Raw genomic sequence first — 26,271 nt, 5'->3', positions numbered from 1 at the left:
GCGCTTGAGAACCCAGAGCAGGGTCGGTCACGCATCGCTCATCCGATCGCGGACTGCGGAGGGAACTTCGATGATTGGCCTGTTCTTTGAAGTCCAGACACGGCCCGGGCACCGCAATCAGTATCTAGATCTTGCGGCCTCACTGAAACCCGACCTTGAGGCGATGGGTGGCTGCCTCTTCATCGATCGCTTCAGAAGTTTGACGCGTGAGAACCTGCTGCTCTCTTATCAGATCTGGCAGGACGAGGGGGCCTTGACGGCTTGGCGGGTCCACGCCCGCCATCATGATGTCCAGACCATCGGCCGTCAGCGAGTCTTTTCGGACTATCGCATCCGCGTTGCTCAAGTCATCCACGAAGCACGACCCGGTCAGCCGGTCTGGCAGCCCGAGCGGCGCACGCCCTACAACGATCCAGCACGCCGCAAACCGACCTATGTCCTCGTCTCGGAATCGAGACATGCCACGCTACCGACCGAGACCGAATGGCGTCGTGACGCTTTCGCGAGCGTCTATCGCGATGGGAATTTTGCGCATCTCGTCGACTTGCCGGATGATCGAGCCGGCGTTGAATTCGGCCCCCGTCTGTTTGCCGATCCAACAACCCAGTACTTTCGCGTCTTCGAAGTGATGCGTGATTACGGGATGTACGAGCGAACCGAAGCGCCGCAGTACTACCCGCCGGTCAAAGGAGAGCAGGCTTAGCAGCCGTAGAGACAAAGGTCTGTCAGATCGTCATTGCCTGCGACAAACGCGATGCGTTTGCGCAAGGGAGCGTAAGCGACGAAGCAATCCATCTCTCCTCTTGCGCCAGCGGCGCGATGGATTGCTTCGCGGAGCCTGTCATCGGGCGCGCATTCGCGCGACCCGTCGGCTCGCAATGATGGTGGCGAGCGGACTACGCCGAAATCGCCTTCGCCGACTCCACCTGATTGCGCAGCATGAACTTCTGGATTTTGCCGGTGGAGGTCTTCGGGATCGGGCCAAACACGACGGCCTTGGGCGTCTTGAAGCCGGACATGTGGCTGCGGCAGAAGGCGATGATCTCGGCCTCCGTCGCCGTGGCGCCTTCCTTCAACTCGACAAAGGCGCAAGGCACTTCGCCCCATTTGGAATCGGGCTTTGCGACGACGGCCGCGAACAGCACGGCAGGGTGCTTGTAGAGGACGTCCTCGACCTCGACGGAGGAGATGTTCTCGCCGCCGGAGATGATGATGTCCTTGGAGCGGTCCTTGATGATGATATAGCCGTGCTCGTCGAGCACGCCGAGATCACCGGTGTGAAACCAGCCGCCGGCAAAGGCTTCCTGCGTCGCCTTCTCGTTCTTCAGGTAGCCCTTCATCACGATATTGCCGCGGAACATGACCTCGCCGATGGTTTCCCCGTCGCGCGGCACCTCTTGCATGGTCTCGGGGTCGAGCACCGTGACGGCTTCCTCCAGCGGGTAGGGCACGCCCTGCCGGCGCTTCATCTGCGCGCGCTGGTCGGCGGGCAATTCGTCCCAACCCGGTTGCTCGGCACAGACGGAGGCGGGGCCGTAGACTTCCGTCAGGCCATACACATGCGTCAGCTTGATGCCGATACTCTCGGCACCCTCTAGGACTGCTACCGGGGGCGCAGCGCCCGCAATCAATCCGACCACGGGCCGCGCGGCCTCGCCCTTGGGCGCGCCGGGCGCGTTGATCAGCGTGTTATAGACGATCGGCGCGCCGCACATGTGGGTGACGCCGTGTTTGGAGATCAGCTCAAAGATCTTGGCCGGATCGACCTTGCGCAGGCAGACATTGATGCCGGCAGAGGCCGCGACCGTCCACGGAAAGCACCAGCCGTTGCAGTGGAACATCGGCAGCGTCCACAGATACACCGGATGCTGGCCGAGATTGCCGGCCAGAATATTACTGACGGCGTTGAGATAAGCGCCGCGGTGATGGGTGACGACGCCCTTGGGGTTGCCCGTGGTGCCGGAAGTATAGCTCAGGGCAATCGCGTCCCATTCATCGCTCGGCAGCCTCGCAACGAAGGTCGGATCGCCCGCCGCGACCGCCGCCTCATATTCGATTTCACCGATCCGCTTGCCGCCGGCAAACATCGCATCGTCGACATCAACGACGAAGGGCTTTGGCCCCTTCATCAGCGTCATTGCTTCCGCGATCACGCCAGCAAATTCAGGGTCGACAAGGATGATCTTGGCGCCACCATGATCGAGCTGGAAGGCAATCGAAGGCGCATCGAGCCGGATATTCAGCGCGTTCAGCACCGCGCCCGCCATCGGCACGGCAAAGTGCACTTCGTTCATGGCCGGAACATTTGGCAGCATCGCCGCGACCGTGTCGCCGATGCCAATGCCCCGTCCGGCGAGCCAGGACGCAAAGCGCCGGCACCGCGCATTAGTCTCGGCCCAGGTGAAGCTGCGGCCTTCATAGACGGTGCTGACGAGATCGGGATAGACGGCGGCGCTGCGCGCCAGAAAGCTTAGCGGCGTCAGCGGCACGTAATTGGCCGGCGTCTTGTCCAATCCGATGGAATACTGGTTCTGGGCTGCGCTCATCGGCTTTGTCCCATCTGAAAAATTTGACTCTACAAGAACCCGATGGAAATCCACGGGAAGATCGCCACGATGATCAGGCCGACCATCAGCGCCAGCAGGTAGCCCCAGATCGGCCGGATACCCTCCGCCGGATCGACGCGTCCGATGGCGCAAGCCGCATAATAGCCCACTCCGAAGGGCGGCGCGAATAGCCCGATACCCATCGCGAGAATAACGATCATCGCGTAATGGACCTCGTGAACGCCGACCGCCCGGGCGATCGGAAATAACAGCGGCCCGAATAGCACGATTGCCGGGATACCCTCGAGCACGCTGCCCAGGATCACAAAGGCCACGATCGAGACTGCGATGAAAGTCGCCGAGCCACCGGGCAGGCCGGTCATGGCGGCTGCCAGCGTCCGCGAAAAGCCTGACTGCGTGAGGCCCCAGGCCATGCCGGTGGCGCAACCGATGATCAGCAGGATCGCGCCCGATAGGCACGCGGTCTCGACCAACATTGGCATGATGCGCCGCCAGTCGAAATTGCGGTAGATCAAGAGGCCGTAAACCAGATAGCCCACGATGAAGGCGTAGACGATGCCGATGGTGGAGACCTCGGTCGCGGTCGCGATGCCTTCTACGACGGCGTAGCGGATCACGAATGGCAGCGCGATGGCGGGCAGGGCGATGGCAAACGCGCGGAGGATCTCGCTGGCGTTCGCCCGCGTGACGTGCCGCAGATCCTCGTTCCGATAGCGCCACCACACCAGCGCCGACAGCGTGAGCGCCAACACCAGACCGGGCAGCAGGCCGCCGGTGAACAACGCTGCGATCGAAACGCCGGTGACCGAGCCGATTGTGATCAGCACCAGGCTCGGCGGAATGGTTTCCGTTTGCGCGCCGGTGGCCGAGAGCAGGGCGACGAGATCGCCCGGCTTGGCGCCCCGCGCCTTCATCTCCGGGAACAGGACCGGCGCCACGGCGGCCATATCGGCAGCCTTCGAGCCCGAGATGCCTGAAACCAAGTACATGGCGCCGACCAGCACGTAATGCAGGCCACCCCGTACATGCCCCAACAGGCTTGCCAGGAACGCCACCATCGCGCGCGCCATGCCGGTCATCTCGATCAAGAGACCGAGGAAGACGAACAGGGGCACCGACAGCAAGATGAGGTGACTCATCCCCTCATCCATGCGACCGACCAGCACCATCAGCGGCGTGCCCGTCGTCAGCGCCAGATAGCCATACGTCGCAAGCCCAAAGCCGAACGCGATCGGCACGCCGGCGAACACGCAGAAGCCGGCGACGCCAACAAAGAAGACGATCAGATTGAGATTGCCGAGCGGCTTGAGCGCCTCCCGGAGCAGCCAGAACGTTCCGATGATAAGTGCAACCGACAGAACCGCGCCCAGCACGGTCTTTGCGTTGGCCGAACGGGCCAGCCGCAGGAGGGCAAACAATGTCATCAGGGCGATGCCGACCGGCAGCGCTGCGGCGCGCCAGACATTGGTGATCTGCAGCGCCGGCGTCGTGATGTAGCTTTCCTCGTAGGCGTATTCGTAAGCTGGCCAGGCGATCAGGATCAGGAACGCCAGCGCGGCTGCCGTGGCCACCAGATCGAGATAGGCACGCATGGCGGGCTTGGCGTTGGCCACCACCGCCGTCATCCGCATGTGTTCGGCGCGGCGGAACGCGACCGCGGCGCCGAGCATGGCGAGCCACAGGAACAGGATCGAGGCCAGCTCGTCCGACCAGATCAGCGGCTGATGCAGCGCATAGCGCGCCACCACGCCGGCAAACAGAATGACGATTTCGGCAATGACCAGGAGCGCCGCCGGAATCTCGACCAGCATTCCCAGCGCGTGCTCGATTGACGCCAGCAACGAGCCGCGGCGAGGGGGCTGACCCACCTCGCCGCTAACGCTCTCACTCACCTCGGCATGAGCCATAACGGCAGCACTTCTTGTCTTGATGCGCTTTCTTCACGCGAACCGGGAGCCACCCACGGATCAAGTCCGAGGGCATGCTTCGACCGAAAACGCTATACAGTTACGACAGCTTGCCGACGGACTTTTCGAGCAGCTCCCAGGCCTGGTCGCCGTACTTACCTTTCCATTCCGCGTAGAAGCCGGCAGAGCGGAGCTTGTCGCGGAACGGCGTGACATTGGGCTGATTGAAGGTCAGGCCCTTGCCAGCCAGTTCCTGTTGCAGTCCGGCGTTCAGCTTGGCGACGTCCTCGCGTTCCTTGACGGCGGCCGCATTGATGTTCTTGGCGACGATGGTCCTGACATCCTCGGGTAGCTTTTCCCAGGCGCGGCGGTTCGCCAGGAACCAGAAGCCGTCCCACATGTGGTTCGTCAACGAACAGAACTTCTGCACTTCGTACAGTTTGGCGGTCGATATGATCGCCAGCGGATTTTCCTGGCCCTCGACGATCTTGGTCTGCAGCGCGGAGTAAACTTCGCTGAAATTGATCGAGGCGGGGGCCGCGTCGAACGCCTTGAACATGGAGGTCCAGAGCGGCGAGACGGGCACGCGGATCTTGAAGCTCTTCAAGTCTTCCGGGCCGTTGATCGGCTTGGTCGATGAGGTGGTCTGCCGGAAGCCGTTGTCCCAGATTTTCTCCATCACCACGAGGTTTGCCTTGGTGATTTCACCCCGGATGTGAGCGCCCAAGCCGCCATCCATCGCCTTCCAGACCGTGTCGTAATCCGGGAACGCAAAGCCGATGCCGCTGATGGACGCCGCCGGCACCAGCGTCGCCAGAATGAGGCCCGAGAGCGTGAAAAACTCGACGCCGCCGGACCTGATCTGGCTCAGCATGTCCGTATCGGAGCCGAGCTGGTTGTTCGGGAAAATCTGCAGGTCGAACCGGCCATTGGTCTCGGCCTTGATCGCTGCCGCCATGTCCTTGGCGCGGGCGTTCATAGGATGTCCGTCTGGGAGATTATTGGCGTACTTATAGGTAAATTCTGCAGCTTGGGCCCGCGCCACCAATGGCGCGCCGATGCCGCCCAAAACCGCTGACGCAGCGGTGGCCTTGAGAAGCGTGCGTCGTGAAAAACTCATTCTGGTTCTCCCTTGAGAGTTATTGTTCTTGAGGTCCGAGCATCGGACCTGCCGCCCACGGGGATCGTCAGCGATCACCGCGCTCGCGGCGCTTATTGCAGCGTCGGCAAGTGTCGGCAATAGCAACGGTCGTATGCAGCAAAGCGGGATTGTCATAGCCGGTCATCGCACGCCGTTTCGCTGCCAAACCTGACGGGATTTGTCAGCACATCCGCCTAAACATTTGATCTAATTGTTGATATAGATATTCCATAATATACCTTATGCGAATTTCGGATAGCGATGACGCACTCCACGCTGGTTCGCAGTTGCGACCGGCTATTTCCCCCTGAACCGTGGCTTCCGTCGCTCCAGGAACGCCGCCACGCCCTCCTTGTGATCCTCGGTCATGCTTGCGAGCGCAAACTGGTCGAGATCCATATGGCTGGCGAGATCGTCGAGCGCGTGCGCGAGGCGGTTGACCGTCAGCTTGGTCATGGCGACCGACAGCGGCGGTTGGGCAGCGACCTTGGCGGCGAGCGCCATCGCGGCATCGAAGGTCTTGCCGGGATCAGCGACCTCCTCGACCAAGCCCCATTCATAAGCCTCGGCGGCCGAGATGCGCTGGTCGGCCAAGATGACGGCCTGCTTGGTACGCGCCGGTCCCATCAGGTGCAGCATGCGCGGCACGCTTTGCCAGCTCATGTTCATGCCGAGCCCGATCTCGGGCACGCGCATATGGGCATCGCGGGCCATCACACGGAAATCAAGCGCCACCGCCAGCGCTACGCCGCCGCCGATGCAAAAGCCCTCGATCGCGCCGATCGTGATCTGTTCCATGTCCTGCCAGGCGCGCGTCAGCCGCGGGCCGAGCTTCAGGTGCCGGCGCAGGGCGCCGAAATCCATGGTTTGTCGCGAGCGGCCTTCGGGGTCCTTGAGATCGAAGCCGGCGCTAAACGATTTTGCGCCGCCAGTGAGCACCACGACCGAGGTTTCGGCGTCGTCCTCAAAGCTGCGCGCGGCGTCCGTGAGCTGGCGCATCGCTTCCGGTGACAGCGCGTTGATGCCGTCGCCGCGGTCGAAACGCACGACGGCGATGCGGCCATCCGGCCCCAGGCCTTTTTCGATCTTCACAAACTCGGCCATGCATTGCCTCCCTGCCCGTTATTCCCGAAATCCTAACGCACAAAGGGCCGGTTGGGTGCAGCGCCGCCTTGCCGGTGACCGGATAGCAACGTCCCTGCCTCGACATAGCCCGGATTTTGCGCCTATCCTCACGCCATGAGCGACCATGATCACGATCGCCACGACCATTCCGAGCTTTCGGAGACCGAGCTGCGCGTGCGCGCGCTGGAGTCGATCCTGACCGAGAAAGGTTATGTCGATCCGGCCGCGCTCGACGTGCTGATCGATCTCTATGAGAAGAAGATCGGCCCGCGCAACGGCGTTCGCGTAGTGGCCAAGGCCTGGAGCGACCCAGCCTATCATGCGCGGCTGATGAAGGACGCAACGGCTGCGATTGCCGAGCTCGACTATTCCGGCCGACAGGGCGAGCACATGGTGGTCGTTGAGAATACGCCCGAGCAGCACAATATGGTCGTGTGCACGCTGTGCTCTTGCTATCCGCACCCCGTGCTCGGATTGCCGCCGGTCTGGTACAAGTCCGCGCCCTATCGGTCGCGCGCCGTCTCCGATCCGCGCGGCGTGCTCAGGGATTTCGGCGTGACGTTGCCGGAGACCACAAAGATCCGGGTCTGGGACTCCACGGCCGAAATCCGCTATCTCGTGCTGCCGATGCGGCCTGAGGGCACTGAGGGTTGGAGCGAGCAACAGCTCGCCGAACTCGTCACCCGTGACAGCATGATCGGTACGGGCCTGCCGAAACAGCCGAGCGAGATCGCCTGATGGACGGCGCGCATGACATGGGCGGCGTCAAGGGTTTTGGCCCGGTTGTACCCGAGCCGAACGAGCCCGTGTTTCATGACGAATGGGAGCGCCGTGCCTTTGCGCTGACGGTCGCGATGGCGCGCCCGGGTGGTTGGAACATCGACATGTCGCGGTTCGCACGCGAGAACCGGCCACCTGAGGATTACCTCAGCAAGAGCTATTTCGAGCTTTGGCTGGCCGGGCTGGAAACACTGATGATCGAGCGCGGGCTGGTGACGCGCGAGGAGATCGAGGCCGGCAAAGTGCTCTCCCCACCCAAGCCAGGCATCAAGCCGGTCGCTCCCGACGAGGTCACTCCGGCGATCCGGCGTGGCGGCCCGACCGAACGCGCGCCGAAGGCGCCTGCGCTGTTTGCGATCGGCGAGACCGTGCGGACGAAGGTCATCCACCCGGTGACGCACACCCGGTTGCCGCAATATGTCCGCGGCCATCTCGGCACCATCGAGCTCAACCACGGCTGCCACGTCTTCCCCGACACCAACTCGCTCGGCAAGGGCGAAGACCCGCAATGGCTCTACACCGTGCGTTTCGACGGGCCGGAATTGTGGGGCAAGGATACCGACCCGACGCTTAGCGTCTCAGTCGACGCCTGGGAATCCTATCTGGAGCGCGTGTGATGGCTCTCACCCCGCAAAAGGCGATGCGAGCGGCCGTCGCCGTCCCTGGCGTGCCCCGCGACGAGGAGGGCCCGGTCTTTCGCGAGCCGTGGGAGGCGCGCGCCTTCGCCATGGCACTCGCACTGCATGAGGCCGGCGTGTTCACCTGGAAGGAATGGGCGGAGACCCTCGGCGCGCAGATCAAGCGCGCACAGGCTGCCGGCGATCCTGACACGGGCGAAACCTACTATCAGCACTGGCTCGCAACGCTGGAAACGCTGGTCGCCGCCAAGGGCGTCACGACATCGGATGCCCTGCACCGCTACCGCGACGCCTGGGATCACGCCGCCGACCGCACGCCACACGGCGCCCCGATCGAGCTCACGCCGGAAGACTTCGGGTAGTCCGACCGTCATTGCGAGCGTGAGCGAAGCAATCCATGCAGCCACAGGCGCAAGAATGGATTGCTTCGTCGCTTACGCTCCTCGCAATGACGAATTCCCCGCATATTCCCGCCAGCCTTTGGCCCGCAACGCGCAGGCCGGGCATTCGCCGCAGCCATAGCCCCAATCGTGCTGCGCGCCACGCTCACCGAGATAACAGGTGTGGGAGTGCTCGCGGATCAGATCGACCAGCCCTGCCCCGCCGAGCTCGTGCGCGAGCTTCCAGGTGGATGCCTTGTCGAGCCACATCAGCGGCGTATGCAGCTCGAAATTCTTCGCCATGCCGAGATTGAGCGCGGACTGCAGCGCCTTGATGGTTTCGTCGCGGCAGTCCGGATAGCCGGAGTAGTCCGTCTCACACATGCCGCCGACGATGTGGCGGATGCCGCGCCGGTACGCCAGCGCCGCCGCGAAGGTGAGGAATACTAGGTTGCGGCCGGGCACGAACGTGTTCGGCAGGCCGCCCTCGCCCATCTTGATCTCGACATCACGCGTGAGCGCGGTATCGGAAATTTCGGCCAGTGTCGGGATTTCCAGCGTGTGGTTCTCGCCGAGCTTTGCCGCCCAATCCGGCCGCAAGGATTTGATGCCGGAAAGCAACCGGTCGCGGCATTCGAGCTCGATCGCATGGCGCTGGCCGTAGCTGAAGCCGAGCATTTCGACGCGGGCAAAACGCTGCAACGCCCAGGCCAGGCAGGTGGTGGAATCCTGCCCGCCGGAAAACAGCACCAGCGCGGTTTCGGACGAAGATTGGTCGCTCATAAGAGGCCAATTAGCATTCCTCGGCCCTTAGGCCAATCGGTGGAAATTCCCTCGATTTGGGCGTGTTCCGCTGGGATCGGCGCGCCGCTTGCGGCATAAAGCGGCAGCCTTCTTTCGACGACGGAAATGCCATGATCCCTTCCCGCGACATCTCACGGCTGCTCGAAATCATGGCAGCGCTGCGCACGCCGGTGACCGGTTGTTCCTGGGACCTCGAGCAGGACTTCGCGACGATCGCGCCCTACACCATCGAGGAAGCCTACGAGGTCGCCGACGCTATCACGCGCGGCGACCTCGATGATCTGCGCGAGGAACTCGGCGACCTCCTGCTTCAGGTCGTCTATCATGCCCGCATGGCGGAGGAGCAGAATGCGTTCGCCTTCGGTGACGTGGTCGAGGCAATCACGACGAAGCTGATACGCCGTCATCCGCATGTGTTTGCTGACAAGGACGGCAATATCGCGCCCGCTGGCGTCAAGAGCGCCTGGGAACGCATCAAGGCCGAGGAAAAGGCCGAGCGAGCTGCGCGGCGGCCGCCCGAGGAAAGCTCGCGCAAATCCCTTTTGTCGAGCGTCAAGGCCGGATTGCCGGCGCTGACACGTGCCATGGAGCTGCAGCGCAAGGCGTCAACTGTCGGCTTCGACTGGAACGATCCCCGCGCAGTGCTGAACAAGATCCGCGAGGAAGCCGACGAGATCGAGGCTGCGCTCGATCGCAACGACAAGCAGGAACTGGCGGAAGAAACCGGCGATCTCCTGTTCGCGCTCGTCAATCTCGCCCGCCACGTCGGCGCCGATCCCGAAGCCGCCTTGCGCGGCACCAACGCCAAGTTCGAGCGCCGTTTTGCCTATATTGAGCGCGCGCTTTCGGCAAAAGGACGCTCACTCGACGACGCGACGCTGGAAGAGATGGATGCGTTGTGGAATGAAGCGAAGGGCGCGTGCTGAATCCGATTCACGCCACGTGCGGTACGGCGTCGAACCGAGACACCACGATATCGCGCTTGGTCTCGTCGACGCGCACGGTCATGTCGAAGCGTCCGTCGCGAAGCTCCTTGTTGAGCACCTCAGCATTGCGATGCAGCCAGCTGATCCCCGCGCCGTCGGATGCGTCGATCGACAGATCGAGCGTGGTACGCGTGGCCGCCAGCCGATCCTCGATCGCGCTGAGCAAGGCATCGATCCCCTCGCCTGACGCGGCGGAGACCAGGAAACATGGCCGCTCCGGCGGGCGGCGAGCCGCGATGTTGCGCAGGTTCTCGCGCTCTTCGGAATCGAAACGGTCGATCTTGTTCCAGACTTCGAGGATACGTCCGCCGGAATTCGGATCGATTCCAAGCTGGCGCAGCACGGCATCGACATCCCGCTCCTGCGCCTCCGCATCCTCATGCGAGATGTCGCGGACGTGGAGAATGATATCGGCCTCCAGCACCTCTTCGAGCGTAGCGCGGAACGCGGCGACAAGCTGTGTCGGCAGGTTGGAAATGAAACCGACAGTGTCTGACAGCATCGCCTTGCCGCCATGCGGCAGGCTCAGGGCGCGCAAGGTCGGGTCGAGCGTCGCAAACAACATGTCGGCCGCCTGCACATCGGCGCGCGTCAGCCGGTTGAACAGCGTCGACTTGCCGGCATTGGTATAGCCAACCAGCGCAACCACGCGGTACGGCACGCGTTGCCGGCCGGCGCGATGCAGCCGCCGCGTCGCCTGCACCTTCTTCAGCTCGTTCTCCAGTCGCGTGATGCGGTCACCGATCAGGCGGCGGTCGGCTTCGATCTGGGTCTCGCCGGGACCGCCCATGAAGCCGAAGCCGCCGCGCTGCCGCTCCAGATGGGTCCAGGACCGCACCAGGCGGCTACGCTGGTAGTTCAGATGCGCCAGTTCGACCTGCAGCGCGCCTTCCCTGGTCTTGGCGCGGCGGCCGAAGATCTCCAGGATCAGCCCGGTGCGATCGAGCACCTTGGTGCTCCAGGCCTTCTCGAGATTGCGCTGCTGGATTGGCGACAGCGCACAATCCATCACCACCAGTTCGATGTCGTGGCCCGCGATCAAGCCGGTGATTTCCTCGACCTTGCCCTTGCCGAGATAGGTCGCGGGCCGGATCTGGCCGACCGGCGCGATCAGGGTATCGGCAATCGTGAGGTCGATGGCCTGTGCGAGCCCGGCGGCTTCCTCGAGCCGGGCTTCGAAATCGCGCACAGAATCATTCGCCTGCGCATCGGCATCGCCGCGGCGCATTCGCATGTAAGGGCCGATGACAATCACCCGCCCGCTTTGTTTACCCCCTGCCGATCGCGGACGATCGGCGCTCCCTTTACGGTCGAGGGGTTCCAATCAGTTCACTCTCAAGCCGGGGCATCCTCGCCGCCTTCGAACAACTGGATCGGAGCTCCCGGCATGATGGTCGAGATCGCGTGCTTGTAGACAAGCTGCGAATGACCGTCGCGCCGAAGCAGCAAGCAGAAGTTGTCGAACCAGGTAACAATTCCTTGCAGCTTTACTCCGTTGACCAGGAAGATCGTCAGTGGCGTTTTTGTTTTACGAACGTGGTTTAGGAAGGTGTCTTGTAGGTTTTGTGCGCGGTCTGCCGCCATTGTTTTTATCCCGCCGTCTCGTGTTTCTTTTTGTTAAGCCGGTTGTTGCTCTCTCACGGAGCCTGCCCCGACTCGCCGGCTTCCCCTGAGATCCCCCTCCGGTCGGCTCGGCGATTTGATTAGAAGGTACGCGCGGTTTGAAGGCAAGCCAGTTCGGGCCCCGCCCGCCCGGAACCCAGTGGCCATTCTCCGTAAAACTGCGGAAAGAGATAAATATTCCAAAGCAAGTGCATGGATTGGCGCAAAAAACGCGATCTTAGCCGCGGATGTCGGCACAGAACGAAAAAGCGATTCACAAGGCTTCAACCAACCCCAAGCGCCTTCAGCTTGCGGTGCAGCGCCGAACGCTCCATACCGACGAATTCGGCCGTACGCGAAATGTTGCCCGAGAACCGGCTGATCTGCGCGATCAGGTAGTCGCGTTCAAACACCTCCCGCGCCTCGCGGAGCGGCAGCCCCATGATGTGCTCGCCATTATTGCTGGTCGGCATCGCCGGCACCATCGAGCCCACATCCTGCGGCAACATGTCCGCGGTAATGATTGCTTCGGGACCGCCACCGGCCAGAATCATGACGCGCTCGACGTTGTTGCGGAGCTGGCGGACGTTGCCGGGCCAGACATGCGACTGCAGCACCGCCATCGCATCCTGGCCGATCTGCCGCTTCGGCAAGCCGGTCGCGGCCGATATCTGGTCCATGAAGTAGTCGATCAGTTCGGGGATGTCCTCCCGACGCTCCGACAGCGGGGGCACACGGATCGGTACCACCGAGAGCCGGTGGTAGAGATCCTCGCGGAAGCGCCCTTCCGCGATCTCTTCCTCAAGGTTGCGCGCCGTCGAGGAGATGATGCGGACGTCGACATGAATCTTGGCGGTGCCGCCCGAGCGCTGAAAGGTCTGGTCGACCAGTACCCGCAGGATCTTGTTCTGGGTCTCGCGCGGCATGTCAGCGATTTCGTCGATGAACAGCGTGCCGCCATGTGCCTCTTCCAGCGCACCCGGCTTGCGTGGCTGCTCGCCATTGGTCTGCTCGATGCCGAACAGCTCGACTTCCATCCGCTCCGGCGTGATCGCCGCGGCGTTGATGACGACGAATGGCCCCTCTGCACGGCTCGATGCATTGTGCAGCGTGCGAGCGACCAGCTCCTTACCGGAGCCGGACGGGCCGACGATCAGGATACGGCTGTTGGCTTTGGCCGCCCGGTCGATGGTCTGGCGCAACTGATTCATGCAGGCGGAGCGGCCGGTGAGAATGCTCGCAGTGGGAGCCAGTTGCTTGAGCTCCTTCACTTCGCGCTTGAGGCGAGAATTCTCCAGCGCCCGCGTCGCCACCAGGATCAGCCGGTCGGACTTGAACGGCTTTTCAATGAAGTCGTAGGCGCCGCGCTTGATCGCGGCCACCGCGGTCTCGATGTTGCCGTGGCCGGAGATCATCACCACGGGAACGTCGGCATGCTCCTTCTTGACCTGCTCGAGCAATTGCAGCCCGTCGAGCTTGGAGCCCTGCAGCCAAATGTCGAGAAACACCAGATGCGGGCGGCGGCTGGCGATCTCGGCCAACGCCGAATCGCTGTCGCGCGCCGTACGGGTGTGGAAGCCTTCATCCTCAAGGATGCCCGCAACAAGGTCACGAATATCGGCTTCGTCATCGACAATCAGAATGTCACTGGCCATTGGTTACACCTGTCTTGTCAGTTGCCTGTCGTGGCTTCGGTTTTAGTTTCGTCATTGGTCGCGGATGCCGCTCCATTGGTTTCGCCTGCCGACCCTTTTGTTTCATTGCCCTGCTGATCTCTCTCCGCAGATGACTGCTTGATTTCCACCTTCGACGCATGACCGGAGGCGGCGAACCGCAGCCGCATCCAGGCCCCACGTTGACCGGGGCGGAAATCGGAGGCGTCCTTGAGTTCGATCCGGCCGCCATGGTCTTCCAGCACGCGGCCAACGATGGCGAGCCCTAATCCAGTGCCCTTCTGACGCGTCGTCACGTAGGGTTCCAGCAGCCGAGCGCGACTTACTTTGGGCAGACCGATGCCATTATCGATCACGTCGATCACGATGTCGTCTTTATCGCGGGCGGCGATGACGTCGATGCGTCCCTTGCCGAGCTCCTCCGGCGGCACCTGCTCGATCGCCTCCGTCGCATTCTTGATGATGTTGGTGATCGCTTGCGAGATCAGCCGACGGTCGAACTGCGCGCGCATCGGATCCTGCTTGATATCGGCCTCGATATCGAGATCGGGATGCCCGACCTTCATGAGGAATACCGCCTGCCGCACAGTGTCGGCGACGTCCTCGCCTTCCATGACCGGCTTTGGCATCCGCGCGAAACGGGAGAATTCATCGACCATCCGCCTGATGTCGTCGACCTGTCGTACGATGGTTTCGGTACATTGTTCGAAGATGCTCCTGTCTTCGGTGATGACCTTGCCGAATTTGCGGCGGATTCGTTCGGCTGAAAGCTGGATCGGCGTCAGCGGGTTCTTGATTTCATGGGCGATGCGGCGCGCCACGTCGCCCCACGCCGACGTGCGCTGCGCGGAGACCAGCTCCGTGATGTCGTCGAGCGTAATGATATAGCTGTCGCGCGAGCCGCTGGTCTGCTCGGCGCTGACACGGACCGACAGATTGCGCTCATGGCCGTCACGCATGATTGTGATCTGGCCCTGCACGAGGCGCTGCGTCCCCTCACGTGCGGCCTTCATCATGTCGTCGAGCTCGGGTAAAACATCCGACAGCGGATGGTCGAGCGTCTCCGATTCGGCGTGACCGATGAGTTTTTCAGCGGAGCGGTTCAGAATGCCGACGCTGCCCGACGCATCGACGCCGATGATGCCAGCGCTGGCCGAGGACAGAACGGCCTCGATGAAGCGACGGCGGCTGTCGATCAGCTCCGATGCGTTGACCAGTTCATCACGCTGGGTGCGCAATTCGGCCGTCATCTTGTTGAAGGTCTCGCCGAGTTGCGCGAGGTCACCCTCGGATTTATGGACCGGCACCTGGACGTGCAGATCGCCGGTCGAGACGATATTGGCCGCGCTCATCAGGTTGCGGATCGGCGCCACCAGCCAGTTGGCGAAATTCAATCCGATCAGCACCGACGCCATCAGGATGGTCAGCGCGATCACGGCAAACATCAGCGCGAACGCGACCTGAATGCCGAGCCGGCGGGATTCGATGGCGGCGTATTCGGCAACGCTCGCCTCGGTCTGCTTGAGCTGCGCGACCACGCGGGGATCGAGCAGCCGCGCCACGTACAGGAAGGTATCGTCGAAGGCGCGCAGCCGGATCACTGCTGCCACGTAATTCGCGTCAGGAAAGACCGCGATCTGCGGTTCGTCTTCATTGACGTTGCTAAGGAAATCCTGCGGCGGCGTCGTGAAGTCCTGCTTGATGCCGGTTTGCGCGGTCTCCAGGATGTTGCGATCCTTGTCGATCAGCATGGCTCCCGGCAGGTTCCGGGAGGTGGCGCTCATCGTCAGCATTCCGCGAAATGACCGGCGGTCCTGATCGAACAGCGGCCTGACACGCGCAATGTCATTGGCCATCCCCAGGATATCGCCGCGGATCATCTGCGCATGCTCGTAGGTGTAGGCCCGGGCGACAATCAGCGAGTTCTGCATGACATCGCGCGCCGGGCCCGAGAACAGCCGGTCCAGGCCACGGTCGATGGTCACGTTGGCGACGATTGCGACCAGCACCGCCGGGAGCACGGCAATGATCGAGAACAGACTGACGATCTGCACATGCAGCCGTGCCGCCGCCCGCCCGCGCCGCCTCGCCTGGATGACCAGCCAGACTTCGCGGCTGATGATGGCGACCAGCAGCAGGATGGTCGCTGCATTGATCAGCAGGAATGAATAGACAACCTGGCGGGTCGGCTCGATCGGCGTCAGCCCGCTCAGGACCATAAAGGTCAAAAATGCCGACAGCAGCGCGATCGCGACCGCAAACGGCGCCACCCATTTCCGCAGGATTCCTCCTCGGGATTCGGCAAGCGACGGGTCAAATGGTGGTGCCGAGGTCTCTGCGGTGGTCATTCCGGCAATCGATGAGGTGAAAGAGCAAATGTCCGCCTGTCGCGAACTGATGCATTCATATCACATTGTTGCCGAAATGCGGCATCAGTAAGATGCTCGTTTTATCAACAGCTTACGAGCATTCCTTTCACGCAAGTGATAAAATTACCAAACGCCGAATCGGCAAATGCGCTCTCACCAAGCAATTATCCGCAGCGTGACCGCAACCCATCAGGGAAGCTGCTATCGGCAAGCTTTGTCGCAGAATCGGACAAGGCATGGGGGATTCGGGAAAGACGCCCAAGCTGTACTGGGCCAGAAAACGTGCACCAACGTTCGAACCCGAGGTCCCGTCCTGCCTAAGTTCCCGCGCGGCCCTGCCAGCCCCGCATCCATCGTCGCCGCTATGAAGGGGGTAACCGGTCTTCCGCCAAAGGCACGTGCCAGCTTTGCCAGGGGGCGATGCGTTCGCGGCACCTATGCCCCATCCGACCAGGCCAACGAGATCACGAAATCCTGTAGCTTCACCAAGCCATCGCGCGTACTGGCGCGCTTCTCGCTGGAAGGAAGCCTGGACAACAGCGTCACGTTGCTGCGCGGCTTCAGCTTCCGGCTCGGTAGCGATGGCCAGCACTCAGAAGTGTGCACACAGAGCGCCCCGGTTCATTTCGCGAGGACGCTTGACCAGATGTCGGCTTTCCTCCGAGCGCGCATTCCAGGACCCGACGGCAGGCCGGACGTCGAAAACGTCGAGGCATTCTCAGTTGCCAATCCCGAGACGCTGCATCAGGCAAGCTACATGGCCGCGCATCCGCCGCCCGCAAGCTTTGCCTGCACAACCTATTGGGGCGTGCACGCTTTTCCGGCGACGAATTCAAAGGGCGAGACCAGGTTCATCAAGTTCAAGATCGCGCCGGTTGGTGAACAGGCGACCGAGCCCAAAGTCAAGGTCAGGGTAAAGCCTGCTGAGCTGCTGCATGACGACCTCGAAACCCGGATCGCGGCTCGCGATATCAGGTTCAGCGTAATGGCGCTGCTGGATCGTCCGGGTGACCCCGTCATGGACGTGACCATCCGGTGGCCCGATGAGGACAGACGTGAGGCAGTGCGGCTGGGAACGATCGTGATCACCGGTGTTGAAGCCAGCGACGCGTGCGACGAGCCCGTCTTCAATCCGTCAACTCTGGCCGAAGGTATCGGTCATCCGCCTGACGAGATGTTTGCGGCCCGTCGCGACGCCTACACGATCTCGCAGAAAAGGCGTCGCTGAGCGGACGAGGTTGCTGCCGTGCTCCGATCACGTTTCGCCTTCCGGTGCGCCCTGCGTCTCGCGACGCCATACTCCCGGGCTGACGCCGATCATGGAGGTAAACACCCGCGTAAAGTGGCTCTGATTGGCGAACCCCGCCGCCACCGCAATTTCCGACAGCGGCAGATCGCGCACGGTCATGAGCTGCCTGGCCGCCTTCACACGCTGGCGAAGCAGCCACTGGTGTGGCGGCAGGCCGGTGGAGATGCGAAAGGCGCGCGAGAAGTGGCTGACCGAGAGATCGAATTCTGCCGCGATCTGTTGCAACGAAAGTGTCCCGCCGAGGTCGGCCTCCAGTCTTTCACACGCGCGCTTGACCTGCCACGGCGCAAGGCCGCCGCGGGCCAGCTCGGTATTGCGCCGCAGTCCGCCATAGGTCTGAGCGACGTGCGCGGTGAGCGCGAGCATCATGTGATCGATGAAAAGCTGGTTGGCCTCGGACGGCCGCCGCAGTCCTTCCAGGAACGAGGCGCCGATATGACGGATGACCGTGTCGTCGTGGCCCACGCCGATCTCACACGCAAGATCGCCAATGCGCGGAGCGCCGGACTGTTCAGCGATGCGATCAAGTGCCGAGCGCGGAAGATGGAAAAACAGGGAATGAAACGGCTTGTCGATCACATAGCGCGGATCGTGCTTGAGATCGTACAGATAGGTTGCGCCGGCCCGAACATCCCTCTTCATGATGCACTTGCCGCGCTCCCAAAGTTCGCAGTCCGGATAATCATGAAGCTTCAGGCTGACGAGAAAGGCGTCCTCCCGTGTCAGCGAGCCGGAAAGGCCTGGTACCGGGTTATCATCGCGCGTTTCGGTGACCGCCAGTTCAACGCCGCGCAGTGAACGCGTGACTAGAGACGGCGGCGCATCCTTCAGATGCAAGAAGCGCCCGAGCCTCGCGCCGAAGGCGCCCGCCTGTGCCATATGCGTCTGTCTCACTTGAAAGTTGGAAGGGCTGGACATCGCGCCGTCAGCGAGATGCATGCATATTATCTGCTTTCAGTGCGCGGCCGTCTACGACATTTGGCCGAGGCCGCTATCACATCAGTTTTGTGACACACAGCGCTTGAAATGGCAGCGCTGTTGTCGATCCGCAACACCGCGACTCAAGCACACGCAATGGTAGCAGCCGATTGCCTCATTCGACGGCAGAGGCGGCCTCTGCGCAACCGTTGAGCGGCTTTGGTCACAAACGCTTGATGGCCGCTTGCAGCAAGATCAGGCAAAGCACCGCCGCTTTGGGAAAGACCCCGTAATCTTGCGCGCCTAGAACGCGTACCGAAAGCTCTCGACGCTTGGGCGGCATCAGTACAGGCAGACAGGAAGCAACAGCTTCGCGTCAGCACGCAAGTGAGGCCCGGCGGCGCGAGCGAAAAGCCCCCTTCCCTTCAAACGAGCAACTGCCATGAGTAAGCCAATCCTGCGCAATTATTCGCAAGTCAATTCCCACACCGCGTCGGACGCGGATCCTTCGCCGATCGCCGAGTCCCGTACTGCCGATGCGGAGATGGCACGCGTGCTTCACACCAAACCACTCCGCATGGCTTTGGACACCTCCGGTGCCGGGATCGCCCACTGGAAGCATGACCCATTGCACGACGTCGTCGAGCCCATGACCCACCACGTCATCATGGCTTACAACGGCTCGATCCAGCGCATGGAGCGGCGAACAGGAAGATCAGTCGCCATTGGAACGTTTCGTCCCGGGGTTGTGATAATCATTCCGGAAGGATCAAGCTCCCGATGGGATATTCCGAAACCTGTTGATGTCGTTCAGCTCTATCTTCCTCACACAACGCTCAAGCGGGTTGCCGACGAAGCCGGCACCGCCACGTCGACCAATCTACTGGAGCGAACGGCGCATCCCGACCCCATTACATCCCGATTGCTCCTGAGCGCCTCGGATGTCCTGGAGGGCAATGAGGCTCTGGATACGCTCTTCAGGCAGCAACTGACGGACCTCCTGGCAACGCGTCTGCTGGCTGCGCACACCGGCTCGCCAACCACGGTCCAGCCGGTCATGGGCGGGTTGTCGCCGAAGGTGCTCGGCCGCGCCATCGAGCGCTTGCGTTCGGATGCCGATGCGGACGTCTCGCTCGCGGCGCTCGCTTCCGATGCTGGCCTGTCGCGCTTCCATTTCTGCCGCGCCTTTAAGGAAAGCACCGGGCTTTCGCCGCATGCCTGGCTGCGCCAGCACCAGCTCGAGCAGGCCATGAACATGCTGCGCGACACCGATGATTCGATCGTGTCGATCGCAGCCGCGCTTGGCTACTCCTCGCAGACGGCCTTTGCCGCCGCGTTCAGAAAGCTGACGGGCGATACCCCAAGCGATTGGCGCAGGCGCATGCGCTAGCAGCAATCGCTCTACAGGTACGGCAATCGCTCTGGGGCAGCTGCAGTTCTCCTTCCACTAGAACGGTACCGTTCCAACCAACAACGGACGGAGACAAACGATGGCCTGGAAAAACTTCGTCACCCCCTTTGCAATCAGACCGCGCAGGAAGGTCGTCGCCACCGCGATCGTGTACGGGCTTTCACTGGCCGTCCGCTTCACATCGGCCGCGGGCGAGGAAACGGAAGTGCCGCCGGCTCCCCGAGGCGCCTATCCCATCACTTCCATCATGATCAATGACGGCGGCCGGACCTTCTACAACGATTGGTCGCGGCCCGCTCAACCGATCGCCTTCCGCAGCCGGACGCTGGGTTCTCGAGGCTGCACCGCGGCGTGTGACGGCCCCATGCCTTCGCCGCTCGCATTGACCTGCCCCGCTCCGTAGCCGGGCGATCCTCGTTTCACCACTTCGCGTCGTTGTCGCGAGAACTTCGCCGCTACGTGCGGCGGCGGCAGCACGCGCATGTCTGGAAGTCAAACCAAAGGAGAAATCACGTGCGACTAGTCATCATCGGCGCCGGCTTTGCCGGCATGTACGCAGCCCTTTCCGCCGCCCGCCTGCGCGATATCCAGGGCGCTTCGCCCGAGGAGCTCGAGATCGCGCTGGTTGCGCCCGAGCCGACGCTGGTGGTCCGGCCGCGGCTCTACGAACCGAAGCCGGAGACCCTCACCGCACCGCTGCTCGATGTGCTGAAGGCCATCGACGTTGTCTATGTGCAGGGCAGCGCCGAGACGATCGAGACCAACTCGCGCATGGTGCAAATCACGACAGCCAAGGGCACGCGGAAGACGCTTTCCTACGATCGCCTGATCGTGGCCACCGGAAGCCGGCTGTTCCGTCCGAACATTCCGGGCCTTGCCGAGTACGGGTTTTCCGTCGACCAGCTCGATGATGCGGTCGCGCTCGAGAAGCATCTGCATGGCCTCGCCAAGCGTCCTGCAAGGAACGGGCGCGACACGGTCGTGGTCGCCGGCGGCGGGTTCACCGGCATCGAAGCGGCTACCGAAATGCCGGGGCGGCTTCGCGCCATCCTTGGTAAGGATGCCAAGCCGCGCGTTATCATCGTCGAGCGCAATCCTGCAATCGCCCCCGATATGGGCGAAGAGCCCCGCCCCGTCATCGAGGATGCGCTGCGCAAGGTTGGCGTGGAGACGCGCCTCGGTGCCGGCGTCGCTTCGCTCGACGAATCCGGCGTCACCTTGGCCAGCGGCGAGCGCATCGAAGCCGAGACCGTGATCTGGGCTGCGGGCATCCGCGCAGCTCCCTTGACCGCGCAGATCCCCGGTGAGCGCGACAATTTCGGGCGCCTGCTGGTCGACCGCGACCTGCGCGTGCCGGGAGTGCCGGGCGTATTCGCCACCGGCGATGCTGCACGCGCCGCTTGTGACGACGCCGGCAATTACGCGCTGATGTCGTGCCAGCACGCGACGCGGATGGGCGCCTTTGCCGGCAACAACGCCGCCGCCGAACTGCTGGGCGTTCCGACCAGACCCTACCACCAGAAGGGTTACGTCACCTGCCTCGACCTCGGCGAAGCCGGTGCGCTGTTCACGACCGGCTGGGAACGCAAGGTGGCGATGGTCGGCGACGTCGGCAAGAAGACCAAGCAGGAGATCAACACCGTCTGGATCTATCCGCCGCGTGCCGAGCGCGCTGCCGCGCTGGCCTCTGCCGATCCGGAGCGTGTGACTGACGTGAGTGGCTTCTTTTAGACCCTTCACGCGAATCGGGCCGCGCTTCTCGCTGGCTGCGCGGCCTGCTCAACCGAGACCAGCCAGTCGCCTTGAACATGAAACAGGAGACAAACATGAATCTAGACACAAGCCTGGCCAACACTTCACACGCCGGTGGACCGGGCCCCAACGAGTTGGTTCCGTCGCGCTACGCGCTGCAGGTCGGCGACATTGACGTGCTGGTGGTCAGCGATGGCGTGCTACCGCTCCCAACCGCAATGTTGGCACACAACATCGACCCGGCCGTCCGGGCGACCTGGCTGAAAGACATGTTCCTGCCGCCGGACGCTTACGATTGGGCGCTCAACGTGGTCGTGGTGCGTAGCGGCGACCGGACCATACTCGTCGATGCTGGGCTTGGGCTCGACCCGGACTTGCACTTGCCGCGGGCCGGGCAATTGATCAAGCGACTGGAGGCCGCCGGTATCGATCTTGCGTCCGTGACCGACGTGGTGCTGACCCACATGCACATGGACCACATTGGCGGGCTGCTCGTCGACGGGGTCAAGGAACGGCTACGTCCGGACCTGCGGATCCATGTGGCGGCCGCCGAGGTCAAGTTCTGGGAGGCGCCCGATTTCTCCCACGTCTCCATGCCGCCGGGGTTTCCGGACGCGCTTCGATCGACCGCCAAGCGGTTCGTGAAAGAGTACCGCAGCCAGCTGCGGCCGTTCGAGGAGGAGTACGAGGTGGCGCCGGGAGTGGTCGTCACTCGCACCGGCGGCCACACCCCAGGGCACAGTGTGGTCCGCGTGGCGTCCGGCGGCGACCGGCTGACGTTCGCCGGAGACCTCGTGTTCGCGGTCGGGTTCGAGCACCCCGAGTGGTACAACGGCTTCGAACACGACCCCGAGGAGTCGGCCCGCGTTCGTATCAGTCTTTTGCGGGAATTGGCTGAGACCGGTGGGCTGCTGGTGGCCACTCACCTGCCGTTCCCGTCCGTCGGCCATGTGGCAGTCGACGGCGACGCCTTTCGTTGGGTGCCGGTCTTCTGGGACTACTGACCGCTTGTTGAATTAGGTCCGAACGAGGGCGCGTACTCAATGAGTGTGCGCCCTCAGTCCCGGTTGGGTGCGGATGCCGCTGGTCGAAAAGCTAGCCGCCACTCCGGTAGACCTGAATGTCGAGATCCCTGATCTTCTTGCGCAGCGTATTGCGGTTCAGGCCGAGCAGGTCGGCCGCCCGGATCTGGTTGCCACGCGTGGCCGCCAGCGCCGCGGTGAGCAGCGGCACCTCGATCTCCTTGAGGATTCGATGATACAGGCCCGGCGGCGGCACGCCGTTCGGGAAGCCGGAGAAGTGCGAGGACAGGTAGGCTTCGACCGCTCCCCCGAGATTCTCCACGCCCATCGGGGCGTTGCCGCCTGAGGTGACCGCCGGCGGCGCAAGCTCGCCATCGATGACCGAGGCCGTAATGACGTCCTGCGGATAAAGCGCAGCCAGCCGGCGCGCGAGGTTTTCGAGCTCGCGCACGTTGCCGGGCCAGCGGTGCTGCTTGAGGCGCTCCAGGGCCAGCGCGTCGAGTTTTTTCGGCGGCAAGCCGTCCTTCTCGGCGAGTGCAAAGAAATGCCTGATGAGATCGGGCAGATCCTCGATTCGCTCCCGCAATGGCGGCAGCCGCAGCGGCACGACGTTGAGCCGGAAGAACAGATCTTCCCGGAACAGCCCCTGCTGGATCAGGATGCGCAGATCCTTGTTGCTGGCCGCCACGATCCGAACATCGGTCTTGATCGGGGTACGGCCGCCGACGGTCGTGTATTCCCCCTGTTGCAGCACGCGCAACAGTCGCGTCTGCGCTTCCATCGGCATGTCGCCGATTTCGTCCAGAAACAGCGTGCCGCCTTCAGCCTGTTCGAACCGGCCGGAAGCGCGGGTATTGGCGCCGGTGAACGCGCCGCGCTCATGGCCGAACAATTCGGATTCGATAAGGTCGCGCGGGATCGCAGCCATATTGACGGCGACGAACGGGCCGTTGCGGCGCTTGCCGTAATCATGCAGCGCGCGCGCGACCAGTTCCTTGCCGGTGCCAGACTCGCCGGAGATCATCACCGTGAGATCGGTCTGCATCAGCCGCGCCAGCACCCGGTAGATTTCCTGCATCGCCGGCGAGCGACCGACCAGCGGAATTGAATCGAATTCGGAATCGTCGGCCGCGCTCGTCACCCGCTCCTTCGGCTCGGCCAACGCGCGTCCGACGATGGTGATGAGTTCCTTCAGGTCGAATGGTTTCGGCAGATATTCATAAGCGCCGCGCTCCGAGGCGCGGATCGCCGTCATGAAGGTGTTCTGCGCGCTCATCACGATAACCGGAAGATTCGGCCGCATCTTCTTGATGCGCGGCAAGAGGTCGAATGCGTTCTCGTCCGGCATCACCACGTCGGTGATGACGAGATCGCCCTCGCCCTGGCTCACCCAGCGCCACAGCGTCGCGGCATTCCCGGTCAGGCGAACTTCATATCCGGCGCGCGAGAGCGCCTGATTCAGAACCGTGCGGATGGCGGTATCGTCATCGGCAACGAGTATGCTACCTGCGGGCATTGGTGTTCCTCATCTTGCGTCCTGTGAGGCAGGCGGCGGCGTACCCGGAACGCCGTCGCGGTTGCTTTGGTCGAACTGTTTGGCGGGATTGAACATCGGCATCAGCACACGGAACGTCGTCTTCCGCGGCTGGGATTCGCATTCGATGATGCCGCCATGGTCGCCGACAATCTTGGCAACCAGCGCGAGGCCGAGCCCGCTGCCGGTCTGCTTTGTCGTCACGAAGGGATCGAACAGGTTCGGCAGCAGGTCTTCCGGTACGCCGGAACCGTTGTCCTTGACGCAGAACTCCAGCGGCAGCGACACCCGTGATTTCTTGCCGGGCACCGACAGGCGGACGCCGGGCCGGAAGGCGGTGGTCAGCTGGATTTCCGCATCGGCGCCGAGATCGGCAACGGCCTCGGCGGCGTTCTTCACGAGATTGAGGAAGACCTGAATGAGCTGATCCTGATTGGCCAGCACCGGCGGCAGGGATGGGTCGTATTCTTCGACGAAGCGGACGTTGCGGGCGAAGCCGGATTGCGCCAGCCGCTTCACGTGATCGAGCACGGAATGGATGTTGACCGCCCCGCGCGCCACCGGGCGATCGTCGCCGAAAACTTCCATGCGGTCGACCAGCGTAACGATGCGGTCAGCCTCGTCGCAGATCAGCCGCGTCAGCATGCGGTCTTCGGATGAAGCCGCCTGCTCCAGCAGTTGCGCCGCCCCGCGAATACCCGACAAAGGATTCTTGATTTCATGCGCCAGCATCGCGGCCAGCGCGATCACCGAGCGCGCCGCGCTCCGGTGCGTCAATTGCCGATCCATCTTGTCGGCAATGGTGCGCTCCTGCAGCATGACGACGATATGGCCGGGCCGTTCGGTGACGGGGGCAACGTGCAGATCGACCTGGCGGTCGCCGCCGATCCGAGGTGTTCCGAGGTCGACCTTGTATTCGTTGACCGGCGAGCCGCTCGAACGCACCTGATCGATCAGCGCCAGGAGCGGGCTGCCGAACGGCACCAGCTCTTTCAGGGACTGACGGCGTAGGAATTGAGTCGAGATCTCGAAGAAGGATTCGGCGGCGATGTTGGCATCGACGATGCGACCGTCCGGCGCGATCAGGAGAACCGGGTTCGGCAGCGCGTTGAGGATGGCTTCGCTGTCGGATGGCATGGCGCGGCGATGTTCTGCGACTGAGCTCATGCAGCACTCCATGCGAAGTCGTCGAACGCGTCCTGCAGCGATCGGTGCACGCGGTGCGGATCCTCCGACGTCAGAATCTTTTGCCGCCATCCCTTCAGCGTCTCAGCTGGCGCGCGGCTATACTGAGCAGCGATTTCCAGCGCCCAGCCGAGATGCTTGCGTGCGTGCTTGAGCCCCACGCGCAGCCCGTAATGGCTGCAGACCTCATCATAAAGCGCCCGTACGTGTGTGAGCTGCTCGGCGAGCGATGGCGTGGTCTCTGCTTTCCCGGTTTCGAGTCGGCGGGCTATCTGGCCAGGCAGCCAGGGCTGGCCTTGCGCGCCGCGCCCGATCATCACGGCGTCTGCTCCTGAGGCTTCCAGCGCCTGTACCGCTCGATCGAACGAGGTGATATCGCCGTTGACGACAAGCGGCACTGAGACCGCATCCCTGACCGCGCGCACGGCGTTCCAATTGGCCTCGCCTTTGTAGAACTGGCAGCGCGTGCGCCCGTGCACGGTGATCATCTGCACGCCGGCGCCTTCTGCGCGGCGCGCCAGTTCGGGCGCATTGAGCGAGCGCTCGTCCCAACCAAGCCGCATCTTCAGCGTGACCGGCACTTTCACCGCCGCGATCGTAGCCTCGATCAGCTTGAGTGCATGATCGAGATCGCGCATCAACGCCGAGCCGGATTGCCCGCCGGTGACGTGCCGCGCCGGGCAGCCCATGTTGATGTCGACGATGTCGGCGCCGCCAGCTTCCGCCACTCGCGCGCCCTCCGCCATCCAGTGCGCCTCGCAGCCCGCGAGCTGAACGACATGCGGTCCGACACCAGCTCTCTCGCAGCGCAGAAGCGACATCGGCCTGCCCTGCACGAGTTCATCGCTGGCGGTCATCTCGGAGACCACCAGCCCCGCGCCGAGGGCGGCGGCCAGCCGTCGAAAGGGAGCATCAGTGACGCCGGACATCGGCGCCAGAAGAACCCGGTTGGCGACAGCAATATCGCCTATTTTCAACGGCTTAGAGCGTGAACTTTCCGGGCCGGTCACGGCGTTCTCATGGTTGGGGCGGCGGCTTCATTGCAACCGTCGACGCCTATTGTGAGCACAAATCTTGGGCAGTCAAGCTTCTTGCCTACACTTTAGACAGAACTATCATTTGTGCAAGTGCACTGCAACAAAAACTGCTTTTCCCACAGCACATGGGA

At 62.9% G+C, this 26,271-nt stretch carries 23 protein-coding genes; 10 read left to right on the top strand and 13 right to left on the bottom strand.

What is annotated here, in order from left to right:
• The first annotated feature begins 70 nt into the window (after positions 1 to 70).
• Positions 71 to 703 (top strand): antibiotic biosynthesis monooxygenase family protein, encoded by a 633-nt coding sequence (locus J6524_RS02840; protein ID WP_225668784.1) that lies wholly within the window; start codon positions 71 to 73, stop codon positions 701 to 703.
• Positions 704 to 896: 193 nt separating this feature from the next.
• Here the strand turns inward: J6524_RS02840 and J6524_RS02835 are convergent, their stop codons facing one another.
• From J6524_RS02835 to J6524_RS02820, 4 genes are all read right to left on the bottom strand, one after another.
• Entirely contained in the window at positions 897 to 2,546 is a 1,650-nt protein-coding gene (locus J6524_RS02835) for an acyl-CoA synthetase (RefSeq protein WP_225668783.1), read from the bottom strand.
• Positions 2,547 to 2,575: 29 nt separating this feature from the next.
• Entirely contained in the window at positions 2,576 to 4,474 is a 1,899-nt protein-coding gene (locus J6524_RS02830) for a TRAP transporter large permease (protein WP_225668782.1), read from the bottom strand.
• Between the two features lie 100 nt (positions 4,475 to 4,574).
• The gene (locus J6524_RS02825) at positions 4,575 to 5,594 is read right to left on the bottom strand and encodes a TRAP transporter substrate-binding protein (RefSeq protein WP_225668781.1); all 1,020 of its coding nucleotides are present in this window, start codon (positions 5,592 to 5,594) and stop codon (positions 4,575 to 4,577) included.
• Between the two features lie 318 nt (positions 5,595 to 5,912).
• Positions 5,913 to 6,719, bottom strand: a complete 807-nt coding sequence (locus tag J6524_RS02820) for an enoyl-CoA hydratase/isomerase family protein (RefSeq protein WP_225668780.1) — start codon at positions 6,717 to 6,719, stop codon at positions 5,913 to 5,915.
• 135 nt (positions 6,720 to 6,854) lie between these two features.
• Here J6524_RS02820 and nthA point away from each other — a divergent pair, with 135 nt between their 5' ends.
• The 3 genes from nthA to J6524_RS02805 are packed head-to-tail and all read left to right on the top strand — an operon-like array spanning position 6,855 to position 8,520.
• Complete coding sequence (nthA, locus tag J6524_RS02815; protein WP_225668779.1) at positions 6,855 to 7,478, top strand: nitrile hydratase subunit alpha; 624 nt, start codon at positions 6,855 to 6,857, stop codon at positions 7,476 to 7,478.
• On the top strand, positions 7,478 to 8,137 hold the full coding sequence (gene nthB / locus J6524_RS02810; protein WP_225668777.1) for a nitrile hydratase subunit beta: 660 nt from the start codon (positions 7,478 to 7,480) through the stop codon (positions 8,135 to 8,137). Before nthA ends, nthB begins: the two co-directional genes overlap by 1 nt.
• Entirely contained in the window at positions 8,137 to 8,520 is a 384-nt protein-coding gene (locus tag J6524_RS02805; protein ID WP_225668775.1) for a nitrile hydratase accessory protein, read from the top strand. The genes nthB and J6524_RS02805 overlap by 1 nt, the downstream gene beginning before the upstream one ends.
• A gap of 72 nt (positions 8,521 to 8,592) precedes the next feature.
• On the opposite strand, the gene queC is transcribed toward J6524_RS02805, so the two are convergent.
• A complete protein-coding gene (queC, locus tag J6524_RS02800) occupies positions 8,593 to 9,321 on the bottom strand; it encodes a 7-cyano-7-deazaguanine synthase QueC (RefSeq protein WP_225668774.1) in 729 nt (242 codons plus the stop codon).
• 131 nt (positions 9,322 to 9,452) lie between these two features.
• On the opposite strand from queC, the gene mazG reads away from it, so the two are divergent.
• Positions 9,453 to 10,268 (top strand): nucleoside triphosphate pyrophosphohydrolase, encoded by an 816-nt coding sequence (gene mazG / locus J6524_RS02795; RefSeq protein ID WP_225668773.1) that lies wholly within the window; start codon positions 9,453 to 9,455, stop codon positions 10,266 to 10,268.
• A 7-nt stretch (positions 10,269 to 10,275) separates the two neighbouring features.
• Here the strand turns inward: mazG and hflX are convergent, their stop codons facing one another.
• From hflX to J6524_RS02775, 4 genes are all read right to left on the bottom strand, one after another.
• Entirely contained in the window at positions 10,276 to 11,652 is a 1,377-nt protein-coding gene (gene hflX / locus J6524_RS02790; protein WP_225668771.1) for a GTPase HflX, read from the bottom strand.
• Positions 11,653 to 11,663: 11 nt separating this feature from the next.
• Positions 11,664 to 11,912: an RNA chaperone Hfq gene (gene hfq / locus J6524_RS02785; RefSeq protein ID WP_006020546.1), complete on the bottom strand. Its 249-nt coding sequence runs from the start codon at positions 11,910 to 11,912 to the stop codon at positions 11,664 to 11,666.
• A 302-nt stretch (positions 11,913 to 12,214) separates the two neighbouring features.
• The gene (gene ntrX / locus J6524_RS02780) at positions 12,215 to 13,585 is read right to left on the bottom strand and encodes a nitrogen assimilation response regulator NtrX (protein WP_225668770.1); all 1,371 of its coding nucleotides are present in this window, start codon (positions 13,583 to 13,585) and stop codon (positions 12,215 to 12,217) included.
• 17 nt (positions 13,586 to 13,602) lie between these two features.
• The gene (locus tag J6524_RS02775) at positions 13,603 to 15,951 is read right to left on the bottom strand and encodes a sensor histidine kinase NtrY-like (protein ID WP_225668768.1); all 2,349 of its coding nucleotides are present in this window, start codon (positions 15,949 to 15,951) and stop codon (positions 13,603 to 13,605) included.
• 385 nt (positions 15,952 to 16,336) lie between these two features.
• On the opposite strand from J6524_RS02775, the gene J6524_RS02770 reads away from it, so the two are divergent.
• Positions 16,337 to 17,200 carry a catalase gene (locus J6524_RS02770; RefSeq protein WP_225669312.1) on the top strand — a complete coding sequence of 288 codons (864 nt, stop codon included), beginning with the start codon at positions 16,337 to 16,339 and terminating at the stop codon, positions 17,198 to 17,200.
• A gap of 27 nt (positions 17,201 to 17,227) precedes the next feature.
• Here J6524_RS02770 and J6524_RS02765 read toward each other — a convergent pair whose 3' ends face one another.
• The gene (locus tag J6524_RS02765; protein ID WP_225669311.1) at positions 17,228 to 18,160 is read right to left on the bottom strand and encodes a helix-turn-helix domain-containing protein; all 933 of its coding nucleotides are present in this window, start codon (positions 18,158 to 18,160) and stop codon (positions 17,228 to 17,230) included.
• 481 nt (positions 18,161 to 18,641) lie between these two features.
• Here J6524_RS02765 and J6524_RS02760 point away from each other — a divergent pair, with 481 nt between their 5' ends.
• The 4 genes from J6524_RS02760 to J6524_RS02745 all read left to right on the top strand — a co-directional run bounded on the left by J6524_RS02760 (position 18,642) and on the right by J6524_RS02745 (position 22,366).
• Positions 18,642 to 19,589 (top strand): helix-turn-helix domain-containing protein, encoded by a 948-nt coding sequence (locus J6524_RS02760; protein ID WP_225668767.1) that lies wholly within the window; start codon positions 18,642 to 18,644, stop codon positions 19,587 to 19,589.
• Between the two features lie 100 nt (positions 19,590 to 19,689).
• Complete coding sequence (locus tag J6524_RS02755; RefSeq protein WP_225668765.1) at positions 19,690 to 20,013, top strand: hypothetical protein; 324 nt, start codon at positions 19,690 to 19,692, stop codon at positions 20,011 to 20,013.
• Between the two features lie 110 nt (positions 20,014 to 20,123).
• Positions 20,124 to 21,341: an NAD(P)/FAD-dependent oxidoreductase gene (locus tag J6524_RS02750; protein WP_225668764.1), complete on the top strand. Its 1,218-nt coding sequence runs from the start codon at positions 20,124 to 20,126 to the stop codon at positions 21,339 to 21,341.
• A gap of 95 nt (positions 21,342 to 21,436) precedes the next feature.
• Positions 21,437 to 22,366 (top strand): MBL fold metallo-hydrolase, encoded by a 930-nt coding sequence (locus tag J6524_RS02745; protein WP_225668762.1) that lies wholly within the window; start codon positions 21,437 to 21,439, stop codon positions 22,364 to 22,366.
• Between the two features lie 91 nt (positions 22,367 to 22,457).
• Here J6524_RS02745 and ntrC read toward each other — a convergent pair whose 3' ends face one another.
• From ntrC to dusB, 3 genes are read right to left on the bottom strand one after another with little or no spacing between them, the layout of a single operon-like run.
• Positions 22,458 to 23,900 carry a nitrogen regulation protein NR(I) gene (gene ntrC / locus J6524_RS02740; RefSeq protein WP_225668761.1) on the bottom strand — a complete coding sequence of 481 codons (1,443 nt, stop codon included), beginning with the start codon at positions 23,898 to 23,900 and terminating at the stop codon, positions 22,458 to 22,460.
• Between the two features lie 9 nt (positions 23,901 to 23,909).
• Positions 23,910 to 25,085 (bottom strand): two-component system sensor histidine kinase NtrB, encoded by a 1,176-nt coding sequence (locus tag J6524_RS02735; RefSeq protein WP_225668759.1) that lies wholly within the window; start codon positions 25,083 to 25,085, stop codon positions 23,910 to 23,912.
• Positions 25,082 to 26,080: a tRNA dihydrouridine synthase DusB gene (gene dusB / locus J6524_RS02730; RefSeq protein ID WP_225669310.1), complete on the bottom strand. Its 999-nt coding sequence runs from the start codon at positions 26,078 to 26,080 to the stop codon at positions 25,082 to 25,084. Before dusB ends, J6524_RS02735 begins: the two co-directional genes overlap by 4 nt.
• Between the last annotated feature and the right edge of the window lie 191 nt (positions 26,081 to 26,271).

This window comes from Bradyrhizobium hereditatis, assembly GCF_020329435.1.
Taxonomy (GTDB): Bacteria; Pseudomonadota; Alphaproteobacteria; order Rhizobiales; family Xanthobacteraceae; genus Bradyrhizobium; species Bradyrhizobium hereditatis.
This window is presented reverse-complemented; position numbering and strand designations above follow the sequence as displayed.

What these genes read in the sequence shown, in the direction of transcription:
- ntrC (WP_225668761.1), bottom strand. Translation starts at nt 23,900, where the DNA reads ATGCCCGCAGGTAGCATACTCGTTGCCGATGACGATACCGCCATCCGC.
- J6524_RS02835 (WP_225668783.1), bottom strand. Translation starts at nt 2,546, where the DNA reads ATGAGCGCAGCCCAGAACCAGTATTCCATCGGATTGGACAAGACGCCG.
- J6524_RS02755 (WP_225668765.1), top strand. Translation starts at nt 19,690, where the DNA reads ATGGCCTGGAAAAACTTCGTCACCCCCTTTGCAATCAGACCGCGCAGG.
- J6524_RS02760 (WP_225668767.1), top strand. Translation starts at nt 18,642, where the DNA reads ATGAGTAAGCCAATCCTGCGCAATTATTCGCAAGTCAATTCCCACACC.
- J6524_RS02745 (WP_225668762.1), top strand. Translation starts at nt 21,437, where the DNA reads ATGAATCTAGACACAAGCCTGGCCAACACTTCACACGCCGGTGGACCG.
- mazG (WP_225668773.1), top strand. Translation starts at nt 9,453, where the DNA reads ATGATCCCTTCCCGCGACATCTCACGGCTGCTCGAAATCATGGCAGCG.
- J6524_RS02830 (WP_225668782.1), bottom strand. Translation starts at nt 4,474, where the DNA reads ATGGCTCATGCCGAGGTGAGTGAGAGCGTTAGCGGCGAGGTGGGTCAG.
- J6524_RS02805 (WP_225668775.1), top strand. Translation starts at nt 8,137, where the DNA reads ATGGCTCTCACCCCGCAAAAGGCGATGCGAGCGGCCGTCGCCGTCCCT.
- J6524_RS02735 (WP_225668759.1), bottom strand. Translation starts at nt 25,085, where the DNA reads ATGAGCTCAGTCGCAGAACATCGCCGCGCCATGCCATCCGACAGCGAA.
- J6524_RS02820 (WP_225668780.1), bottom strand. Translation starts at nt 6,719, where the DNA reads ATGGCCGAGTTTGTGAAGATCGAAAAAGGCCTGGGGCCGGATGGCCGC.
- nthB (WP_225668777.1), top strand. Translation starts at nt 7,478, where the DNA reads ATGGACGGCGCGCATGACATGGGCGGCGTCAAGGGTTTTGGCCCGGTT.
- J6524_RS02765 (WP_225669311.1), bottom strand. Translation starts at nt 18,160, where the DNA reads ATGGCACAGGCGGGCGCCTTCGGCGCGAGGCTCGGGCGCTTCTTGCAT.
- ntrX (WP_225668770.1), bottom strand. Translation starts at nt 13,585, where the DNA reads ATGGCCAGTGACATTCTGATTGTCGATGACGAAGCCGATATTCGTGAC.
- queC (WP_225668774.1), bottom strand. Translation starts at nt 9,321, where the DNA reads ATGAGCGACCAATCTTCGTCCGAAACCGCGCTGGTGCTGTTTTCCGGC.
- hfq (WP_006020546.1), bottom strand. Translation starts at nt 11,912, where the DNA reads ATGGCGGCAGACCGCGCACAAAACCTACAAGACACCTTCCTAAACCAC.
- J6524_RS02775 (WP_225668768.1), bottom strand. Translation starts at nt 15,951, where the DNA reads ATGACCACCGCAGAGACCTCGGCACCACCATTTGACCCGTCGCTTGCC.
- J6524_RS02825 (WP_225668781.1), bottom strand. Translation starts at nt 5,594, where the DNA reads ATGAGTTTTTCACGACGCACGCTTCTCAAGGCCACCGCTGCGTCAGCG.
- J6524_RS02770 (WP_225669312.1), top strand. Translation starts at nt 16,337, where the DNA reads ATGAAGGGGGTAACCGGTCTTCCGCCAAAGGCACGTGCCAGCTTTGCC.
- nthA (WP_225668779.1), top strand. Translation starts at nt 6,855, where the DNA reads ATGAGCGACCATGATCACGATCGCCACGACCATTCCGAGCTTTCGGAG.
- J6524_RS02840 (WP_225668784.1), top strand. Translation starts at nt 71, where the DNA reads ATGATTGGCCTGTTCTTTGAAGTCCAGACACGGCCCGGGCACCGCAAT.